12 protein-coding genes are annotated in these 9,025 nt (G+C 71.2%); 6 read left to right on the plus strand and 6 right to left on the minus strand.

The genetic code is table 11. The features are described from left to right. Positions 1-82 precede the first annotated feature (82 nt). The gene (locus tag ABEA24_RS51740) at positions 83-283 is read left to right on the plus strand and encodes a hypothetical protein (RefSeq protein WP_345443944.1); all 201 of its coding nucleotides are present in this window, start codon (positions 83-85) and stop codon (positions 281-283) included. A 261-nt stretch (positions 284-544) separates the two neighbouring features. Here the strand turns inward: ABEA24_RS51740 and ABEA24_RS51745 are convergent, their stop codons facing one another. The 4 genes from ABEA24_RS51745 to leuC form a co-directional block, all read right to left on the minus strand. Beyond that, a complete protein-coding gene (locus ABEA24_RS51745; RefSeq protein WP_345443946.1) occupies positions 545-829 on the minus strand; it encodes an HU family DNA-binding protein in 285 nt (94 codons plus the stop codon). 109 nt (positions 830-938) lie between these two features. Next, positions 939-1,169, minus strand: a complete 231-nt coding sequence (locus ABEA24_RS51750; RefSeq protein WP_345443949.1) for an SCO5555 family protein — start codon at positions 1,167-1,169, stop codon at positions 939-941. Positions 1,170-1,274: 105 nt separating this feature from the next. After that, positions 1,275-1,865, minus strand: a complete 591-nt coding sequence (gene leuD, locus ABEA24_RS51755) for a 3-isopropylmalate dehydratase small subunit (protein ID WP_345443952.1) — start codon at positions 1,863-1,865, stop codon at positions 1,275-1,277. Between the two features lie 11 nt (positions 1,866-1,876). Beyond that, positions 1,877-3,274 carry a 3-isopropylmalate dehydratase large subunit gene (leuC, locus tag ABEA24_RS51760; protein WP_345443954.1) on the minus strand — a complete coding sequence of 466 codons (1,398 nt, stop codon included), beginning with the start codon at positions 3,272-3,274 and terminating at the stop codon, positions 1,877-1,879. A gap of 76 nt (positions 3,275-3,350) precedes the next feature. Here leuC and ABEA24_RS51765 point away from each other — a divergent pair, with 76 nt between their 5' ends. The 3 genes from ABEA24_RS51765 (at position 3,351) to ABEA24_RS51775 (ending at position 5,888) form a co-directional block, all read left to right on the plus strand. Then, positions 3,351-4,064 carry an IclR family transcriptional regulator gene (locus ABEA24_RS51765; protein ID WP_345443956.1) on the plus strand — a complete coding sequence of 238 codons (714 nt, stop codon included), beginning with the start codon at positions 3,351-3,353 and terminating at the stop codon, positions 4,062-4,064. A gap of 89 nt (positions 4,065-4,153) precedes the next feature. Beyond that, entirely contained in the window at positions 4,154-4,789 is a 636-nt protein-coding gene (locus ABEA24_RS51770; RefSeq protein WP_345443958.1) for a MerR family transcriptional regulator, read from the plus strand. Position 4,790: 1 nt separating this feature from the next. Next, the gene (locus tag ABEA24_RS51775) at positions 4,791-5,888 is read left to right on the plus strand and encodes a helix-turn-helix transcriptional regulator (protein ID WP_345443961.1); all 1,098 of its coding nucleotides are present in this window, start codon (positions 4,791-4,793) and stop codon (positions 5,886-5,888) included. Positions 5,889-6,021: 133 nt separating this feature from the next. Here the strand turns inward: ABEA24_RS51775 and ABEA24_RS51780 are convergent, their stop codons facing one another. Then, entirely contained in the window at positions 6,022-6,933 is a 912-nt protein-coding gene (locus ABEA24_RS51780; protein WP_345443964.1) for an SDR family oxidoreductase, read from the minus strand. An 82-nt stretch (positions 6,934-7,015) separates the two neighbouring features. On the opposite strand from ABEA24_RS51780, the gene ABEA24_RS51785 reads away from it, so the two are divergent. Then, positions 7,016-7,819, plus strand: a complete 804-nt coding sequence (locus tag ABEA24_RS51785; protein WP_345443966.1) for a hypothetical protein — start codon at positions 7,016-7,018, stop codon at positions 7,817-7,819. Positions 7,820-7,916: 97 nt separating this feature from the next. Further along, a complete protein-coding gene (locus tag ABEA24_RS51790) occupies positions 7,917-8,723 on the plus strand; it encodes an SAM-dependent methyltransferase (protein ID WP_345443969.1) in 807 nt (268 codons plus the stop codon). Between the two features lie 40 nt (positions 8,724-8,763). On the opposite strand, the gene ABEA24_RS51795 is transcribed toward ABEA24_RS51790, so the two are convergent. Then, positions 8,764-9,025: Scr1 family TA system antitoxin-like transcriptional regulator (locus ABEA24_RS51795; RefSeq protein ID WP_345443972.1), on the minus strand; the 262-nt coding region annotated here is incomplete at its 5' end.

Consider the following 9,025-nt stretch of genomic DNA (forward strand, 5'->3'; position numbering starts at 1 on the left):
CGCCGCAGAGGCTCACTGGAGGCCGAGGGTCGAAGGCGGCTCGCCGTCCGGCTCGCGTACCGGACGCTTTAGTCTGTGCGGCATGCAGGGGACGGTGAAGGCGTACGACGCCGAGACGCGGACCGGCAGCGTGCTGCTGGACGACGGGAGCGAGATGGCCTTCGACGCGGCGGCGTTCGACGCCGGCGGCCTGCGGCTGCTGAGGTTCGGGCAGCGGGTCAACCTGGCGGTCGAGGACGACCGCGTCACGGTCGTCACGCTGTCGACGTTCCCCCTGCCCTAGGCGGCTTCTGGCGCAGCGGCCCGGACCACGTTCCCCGTGCCCCTGACCGACTTCCGCACCGCAGCCCCGACGATGTTCCCCGTGCCCTGAGCGGCTTCCACACAGCGGCCCGGACGACGGTCTCCCTGCCCTGAGGGGCTTCTGACGCAGCGGCCCGGACGGCCGTCGCCGGCTCGGGCCGGGTGGTCGGCGTCGAACGGCGCCGACGACCACGACGGCGCCCGGGAGACGCAGGTCTCGCCGGGCGCCGTCGGTATGCCGCTATTTCTTCTTGGCTCCGGCCACGAGGTTCTTGAAATCCGAACCGGCCTTGAACTTCGGAACCGAGGTCGCGGGCACCTTGATCGTGGCGCCGGTCGCCGGGTTGCGGGCCTCGCGAGCCGGCCGATCGGCCTTCTCGAAAGATCCAAAACCGGTGATGGCCACCTTCTCGCCCTTGGCCACGGTCTCCTGAATGGTGTCCAGGATCGCGTCGACGGCCTCCGTCGCCGCTTTCTTGCTGCCTACTCGTTCAGCGATCGCATCGACGAGTTCGCGTTTGTTCATGGGTTTGCTCCTCTTCCCCCTTGCTCGGCTCGAAACTAGGGGACCTTAGGCCATCTACACAATCACCCATGGCCGATGTTTTCGACTGTGTCGCAGGCGGAAGCGCCATTCAAGGAACGTTTTCATCGTCCTCGAGTTCGATCATGAAGGATTCGAGCCGCTTGATCGCAAGTGCCGGATCCCGCTTGGCAAGATCGGTTATCAGCAAGAGTTGCCTGGTCAGACGGGGTTTGAGCGCACCCGGGAGGTCGGCGACCCGCGTGTGCGCCTCACGCAGCCGCCGGGCAAGGGCGTTCAGCTCCGGGTCGTCCCACTGGGGGCCGGATGGTGTTGCAATCATCACACCTTGTCACCTGCTTCCCATGGAGGCGCGCCGCGCGTCTCGGACGGCAGAAGGGGCCGGCAGCGACTGCTGCCGGCCCCTCCACCGTACGGACGTGGGCGGTCAGGCCGTCACCGGGAGCCAGGGCTTGCGGCTCTCCTCGAAGGTCGTGATCGCGTCGGCGTGACGGAGCGTGAGGCCGATGTCGTCCAGGCCCTCCAGCAGCCGCCAGCGCGTGTAGTCGTCGATCTCGAACGTCTGTACGCCACCCTCGTCGCAGCGCAGCTCGCGGCGCTCCAGGTCGATGGTGAACTCCTTGGCGGGGTTCGCCTCGATCTTCGCCTGCATGCGCTCGACGTCCGCTTCGGGCAGCTCGATCGGCAGCAGGCCCATCTTGGTGGCGTTGTTGCGGAAGATGTCGCCGAAGCGGGCCGACACGACGGCGCGGAAGCCGTACTGCTGCAGCGCCCAGACGGCGTGCTCCCGCGACGATCCGGTGCCGAAGTCGGGCCCGGCGACGAGGATCGACGCGCCCTGGTACTCCGGCTGGTTCAGGACGAAGCCGGGGTCCTCGCGCCAGGCGGCGAACAGGCCCTTCTCGAATCCGGTGCGGCTGACCTGCTTGAGCCAGACCGCCGGGATGATCTGGTCGGTGTCGACGTTGTCGCGCCGCAGCGGCACGGCACGGCCCGTGTGCGTGGTGAAGGCTTCCATGGCTGGCTCCGTTACAGGTCGGCCGGGGCGGTCAGGCGCCCGGTGACGGCGGTGGCGGCGGCGACGGCGGGCGAGACCAGGTGGGTGCGGCCGCCCTTGCCCTGCCGGCCCTCGAAGTTGCGGTTGGAGGTCGAGGCGCTGCGCTCCCCCGGCTTGAGCTGGTCGGGGTTCATGCCCAGGCACATCGAGCAGCCGGCCTCGCGCCACTCGGCGCCCGCGGCCTTGAAGACCTCGTTCAGGCCCTCCTCCTCCGCCTGCGCCTTGACCTTCATGGAGCCCGGCACGATGAGCATCCGCACGCCGTCGGCGACCTTGCGGCCCTTGATGATCTCCGCCGCCGCGCGCAGGTCCTCGATCCGGCCGTTGGTGCAGGAGCCGACGAAGACGGTGTCGACCGCGACCTCGCGCAGCGGCGTCCCGGCGGTCAGGCCCATGTACGCCAGGGCACGCTCGGCGGCACCGCGGCGCGTCGGGTCCGCGTAGGACGCCGGGTCCGGCACGCTCGACGCCAGCGGGGCGCCCTGGCCGGGGTTGGTGCCCCAGGTGACGAACGGCGTCAGCTCGGAGGCGTCGATGACGACCTCCTTGTCGAAGACCGCGTCGTCGTCGGTGCGCAGCGACCGCCAGTACTCCTTGGCGGCCTCCCAGTCGGCACCGGAGGGCGCGTGCGGGCGGCCCTCAAGATAGGCGAAGGTCGTCTCGTCCGGCGCGATCATGCCGGCGCGGGCGCCGGCCTCGATGGACATGTTGCAGACCGTCATGCGGCCCTCCATCGACAGCGACCGGATCGCCTCACCGCGGTACTCGATGATGTGGCCCTGGCCGCCGCCCGTGCCGATCTTCGCGATGATCGCCAGGATGAGGTCCTTGGCGGTCACGCCGTACGGCAGCTCGCCGTTGACGGTGACGGCCATCATCTTCGGCTTGCGCTGCGGCAGCGTCTGGGTGGCGAGGACGTGCTCGACCTCGCTGGTGCCGATCCCGAACGCCAGCGCCCCGAACGCGCCGTGCGTGGACGTGTGCGAGTCGCCGCAGACGACCGTCATGCCCGGCTGGGTCAGGCCCAGCTGCGGGCCGATGACGTGCACGATGCCCTGACCGGCGTCGCCCATCGGGTGCAGGCGGACGCCGAACTCCGCGCAGTTCTTGCGCAGCGTCTCGACCTGGGTGCGCGACACCGGGTCGGCGATCGGCTTGAGGATGTCGGTGGTCGGGACGTTGTGGTCCTCGGTGGCGATCGTCAGGTCCGGGCGCCGGACCGTGCGGTTCGCCATGCGCAGGCCGTCGAAGGCCTGCGGGCTGGTGACCTCGTGGATGAGGTGGAGATCGATGTAGAGGACGTCCGGCTCGCCCTCGGCGCTCCGTACGACGTGCGCGTCGTAAACCTTGTCCGCCAGTGTTCGGCCCATCACTCCACCTCTTCCGGGTCTCTTACTCCTCTGCTCACGACTTGCATCTCAGATTGCGAGACGGCAGTATCGAAGCATGGACAACTCTAGCGGAGTCGGCGTGCTGGACAAAGCCGTTCTCGTCCTGAACGCCCTGGAGGCCGGCCCGGCCTCGCTCGCCCAGCTGGTGCAGACGACCGGCCTGGCCCGGCCCACCGCCCACCGGCTCGCCGTCGCGCTGGAGCACCACCGCATGGTCCACCGCGACACCCAGGGCCGGTTCATCCTCGGCCCCCGGCTGGCCGAGCTGGCCGCCGCGGCCGGCGAGGACCGGCTCCTCGCCGTCGCCCAGCCGATCCTGACCCAGCTCCGGGACCTGACCGGCGAGAGCGCGCAGCTCTACCGGCGGCAGGGCGACGTACGCGTGTGCGTGGCGGCGGCCGAGCGCATGAGCGGGCTGCGCGACACCGTCCCCGTCGGCAGCGCGCTGCCCATGACGGCGGGCTCCGCCGCCCAGATCCTCCTCGCCTGGGAGGAGCCCGACCGCCTGCACCGGGGGCTGCGCGGCGCGAAGTTCACCGCGACGACGCTCGCCTCCGTACGACGCCGGGGCTGGGCGCAGAGTGTCGGCGAGCGCGAGCAGGGCGTCGCCTCCGTCTCCGCCCCGATCCGGGGCACCGGCGGCCGGGTCATCGCCGCGATCTCGGTGTCCGGGCCGATCGAGCGCCTGACCCGCGCCCCCGGCCGCATGCACGCGCCGCCCGTCCTGGCCGCCGCCGAGAAGATCTCCGAGTCGATGCGCCGCGGCTGAGCCCGACGCCGAACCGAGCGCGACACCCTCATTGGATAGCGACGCCCTCCAAGGATTGGATAGCGATAGTATCCAGCCAAGGGGGGCACATGAAGATCTCTGAGCTCAGCGATCGGAGCGGGCTGCCGGTCCAGACGATCAAGTACTACATCCGGGAGGGGCTCCTCCCGAAGGGCACGGCCACCGCGGCGACCAGGGCGGAGTACGACGGCCGGCATCTCGATCGGCTCCGGCTGATCAAGGCCCTCCGGGAGGTGGGCGACCTGCCGATCGCGTCCGTCCAGCAGATCGTCGCCGCCGTCGACGACGACGACATCCCGCTGCACCGGCTGCTCGGCAAGGCCCAGTACGCCCTGGGCCCCGGGACGGAGCCGCACCCCGGGGACCCCGACTGGCGGGCCGCGCGGGAGGACGTCGACGCGATCATCGCCGAGCTCGGCTGGCGCGTGCTGCCGAACGCCCCGACCCGCGACCTGCTCGCCCAGGCCTTCGTCGCGCTGCGGCGGCTCGGCCTGCCGATCGTCCTGACCGACCTCCGCCCGTACATCGAGGCCGCCGAGCTCATCGCGGACCACGAGGTCGGCGCGCTGTCGGTCGACGAGGACCGCGAGAAGGCCGTGCAGACCGCCGTCGCCACCAACGTCCTGTACGAGCGGGTCCTCCTCGCCCTGCGCCGGATGGCCCAGGAGAACGCCTCGGCCGTCCGCTTCGACGACGAGGCCTGAGATGCGGGCCGCTCGGCTGATCTCCGTCGTCCTCCTGCTGCAGAGCCGGGAGTCGATGACCGCCGGCGAGCTGGCGCGGCGGCTGGAGGTCTCCGAGCGCACCATCGCCCGCGACATGCTGGCGCTCGCCGAGGCGGGCGTCCCGGTGTACGCCGACCGTGGCCGGGGTGGCGGCTACCGGCTGCTCGAGGGCTACCGCACCCGGCTCACCGGGCTGGGCCGGGCGGAGGCCGAGGCGCTGTTCCTGTCGGGGGTGCCCGGTCCGCTGCGCGACATGGGACTGGGCGACGCCGCGCTCGCCGCCCGGCTGAAGGTCTCGGCGGCGCTGCTGCCCGAGCTGCGCGACGCCTCCGCGACGGCCGCCCAGCGCTTCCACCTGGACGCCCCCGCGTGGTTCCGCATCGCGGACCGCCCGCCGCTGCTGCCCGAGCTGTCCCAGGCCGTGTGGGACGACCGCGTCGTCTCGGTCCGCTACCGGCGCGGCGATCGGGTCGCCGACCGCACCCTCGAGCCGTACGGCCTGGTGCTCAAGGCCGGCGTCTGGTACGCCGTCGGCCGGGAGGTCGGTCGGGGTCGGTTGGTCGGGGAGGGTCAGGGTCGGTTGGTCGGGGAGAGTCCAGGTCGGTTGGCTGGGGAGACAAGCGCCACGGACCGGTTCCTGGTGTTCCGCGTGGACCGTTTCGAGGACGTACGCCGCGGCGAGGACCGCTTCGTCCGCGACGAGGACTTCGACCTGGCGGCGTTCTGGGACGAACGGGCGGAGGCCTTCGAGCGCTCGCTGCTCAGGACGCGCGCCACGCTCCGGCTGACCCCCACGGGGCTGCGGGTGCTGCGCCATGTCGCGGATCCCGCCGCGCTGTCCGACGCGATGGCGTCGGCGAGCGCCCCCGACGGGCAGGACCGGGTGACGGTGGTCCTGCCCGTCGAGTCGGTCGAGGTCGCCTACTCCCAGATCCTCCGCCTCGGCCCGGAGGCGGAGGTCCTCGACCCGCCCGAGCTGCGCGCCCTCCTGACGGACGCCGCCCGGCGCATGAGCCGCCTGTACGGCGAGCCCGCGGACGGCGCGGCGCACCCGCCGTCCGCCGACGGCATCGGGTGAATGCGATGCACCGATCTCGAATCCGCCGGACGTCGGTCTGCACTGATCGCCTCAGCTCGTGCCCGGCCGCGTCGAAAGGCTCATGGACCGCGAGCCACTCCGGAGAGTGCGGCCCGCCCTTGCCCCCCGGTGTTCAGCGATAACCGGTGTCGTCCGCGGGCCGGCCGGCGCGCTGCACTTCCGAGGCGTACCGCCAGGCGTCCGGCCGCGTGCCGTCCACGTCGGTGAAACCGTAGACCTTCGCCAGCCCGCCGCTGGAGAGCGTCCGCCCGCTCCACCGGCCGGTGTCGGGGTCGGCGGCGAGTGCCGCGACGGCCCGGCCGACGTACGCCGGCGACTCGGAGATGCAGAAGTGCGGCTCCTTCGCCGTGGCGTCCCGCCAGTTCTCCTCGGTGACGCCGTAGAGGTCGAGCATCGCCTCGGACCGCAGCCACCCGGGCGTGACCGCGATCGCCGTGCCCCCGAACGGACGCAGTTCCTCGGCCTGGGCCAGCGCCATCCGCTGCGCGGAGACCTTGACCAGGTCGTAGAAGAACCCGGCGTCGGCGCGGTACGCCGCGTTGAACTCGGCCGTCCCGTCCGTCATCTCGACGACCAGGCCGCCCGGCCGGCAGATGAGCAGCGGAAGCGCGGAGTGGCTCGTGATGGCGTGTGTGTCGATGCCGAGCCGCAGCATCCGCAGCCCGTCCTCCAGGGAGTGCTCCCAGAGCCGCTGCCCGAACCTGAGGTACACGTCGCCGCCCCAGATGTCGTTGACGAGCACGTCGAGCCGCCCGTGTTCCCGGTCGATCCGCCCGACGAGGGCGCGTACCTGGTCGGGCTCCAGGTGATCCACGACCACGGCGACGCCCTCACCGCCCGCCTCCGTCACCAGCTCGGCCGTCTCCTCGATCGTCTCGGGCCGGCCCACCTCCGAACGCCGCTCGCGCGTCGTCCGCCCGCTGACGTACACGGTGGCGCCCGCCCTGCCGAGTTCGACCGCGATCGCCCGGCCCGCGCCCCGCGTGCCCCCGGCGACCAGTGCGACCTTCCCTTGCAACGCCATATCTCTCCCCTTCCGCTCGCCGGGAATGCTGGCAGCGAAAGCAGACACCTTGTGTCGCCTTTACGCGGGGAATCATGTGGGCGTGGACTTCGAGACCGCCGCCGACCGGCTGTACGGCGTCCCCCCGTCCGAGTTCATCACCACGCGGAAGCAGCTGGCCGGGGAACTGTCCCGGGAGGACGCCCGGCGCCTGACCGCGCTTCGCCGTCCGACGGTGTCGGCGTGGGCGGTGAACCGGCTGGTCCGCGACGGAGCGGTCGCGCCGCTGCTCGAGCTGGGTGAGCGGATGCGCGAGGCGTGGTCGTCCGGCGGCGACGTCGGCGAGCCGGAACGCGAGCGCGGCCCCCTGGTGGACGGGCTCGTCCGCCGGGCGCGGGAGCTGGCCAAGGAGGCGGGCCGGCCCCTCAACGAGACCCAGGCCCGGGAGGTGGAGGACACCTTGCAGGCCGTCATCGCCGATCCGTCGGCGGCGGAGGCGGTACGGGCCGGGCGCCTGGAGCACCCGTTGAGCCACGCCGGGTTCGGGCCGCTCGGCGCCGTCGCGCCGTCGGTCACGCATCGCAGGAAGCCGGCCGAGCCCAAGGAGGACCCGCGCATCCGCGCCCGGCGGCTGGAGGAGGAGGCACGGGCCGCCGTACGGCGGGCCGAGGAGGCCGAGCGTTCTCTCACCGAGTGGCGGTCCGAGCGCGACGCCGCGCGGAAGGCACTGGCCGATGCCGAACAGCGGCTCCGGGAGCTGCGGGAGCAGGTGAAGGCCGCGGAGGCGGAGCATGCCGAGGCCGGCCGGCACGCCCAGGTCGCCGAACGCGAGTACGAGCACGCCGCGCGTACGGCCGAGGACGCCCGCCGCCGCGCCGACGAAGCCGAACGCGCCGCGGATCAGTGATGGCGACGACGGATACACCGTGCACCGTTGAAGCAACCGAGCGTTGGCTGGCACAGTAAGATCCAGTAAATCCTGGAAAGGTGAGATGTTGACCGACGTGCCCCGACGTGGCCTGGCCGACGTGGACACGAGCGTTGCCAATATCGCCCGGATGAACGACTACTTCCTGGGCGGCAAGGACAATTTCGCCGTCGACCGGAAGGCCGCCGACGAGTTGCTCGCGATCGCGCCCGAGATCAAGGACATGTCCCTGGAGAACCGGGCGTTCCTGGGGCGCGCGGTGCGGTTCCTCGCCGAGCAGGGCATCGAGCAGTTCATCGACGTCGGATCCGGGCTGCCCACGCAGCGCAACACTCATGAGGTCGCCCGGTCGGTGACGCCCCACGCGCGAATCGTCTACGTCGACAAGGACCCCGTCGTCCTCTCGCACGCGCGGGCGATCCTGGTCGACAACCCGCGGACGGCGGTCGTGGAGGGCGACGTCCTCCACCCGGAGGAGGTCCTCGCCGAGTGCCGGCTGCGCGGACTCATCGACCTCGAGCGTCCGGTGGCCATCGTGATCTGCGGCGCGCTGCACTTCATCCCGCATTCGGATGATCCGTTCAAGAGCGTCGCCTGGCTGCGTGACGCGATTCCGTCCGGGAGTCACCTGGCGATCTCTCACGTCGTCTTCGACACCCACCCGGACATCGTCGATCCGATCGAGGACATCTATCGGGCGATCCTGGAGCGGCCGGGCGAGAACGCCGCACGGACACGTGACCAGGTGCTGCCGTTCTTCGACGGCTTCGAACTGGTCGACCCCGGGCTCGTCTATCTCCGGCAGTGGCGCCCGGAGAACCCGTTGAAGGTGCGTTCGCCGGAGAAGGTGTGGATGCTGGGCGGCGTCGGGCGCAAGCCCTAGGGGACGCCCCCCTAGCCCATAAAGGGCCTGTGCCCCGGCCTCACAGCTCCTTGAGGATGCGGCCGAGGGTGTCGCGGATGCGGGTGGCGGGCTCGGCGTCGATGCACAACCGCTCCATCACCGCCAGATAATTATCCACATCCTCACGCTTATCCAGATACAACGCACTGGTCAACTGCTCCAGATACACCACATCCGGCAGATCCGGCTCCGCGAACCGCAAAATACTGAACGGACCACCCGCCGCCGCATGCCCACCCAGATGAAACGGAACCACCTGCAACGTCACATGCGGCAACTCC

Source organism: Actinoallomurus vinaceus (genome assembly GCF_039542055.1).
Taxonomy (GTDB): domain Bacteria; phylum Actinomycetota; class Actinomycetes; order Streptosporangiales; family Streptosporangiaceae; genus Actinoallomurus; species Actinoallomurus vinaceus.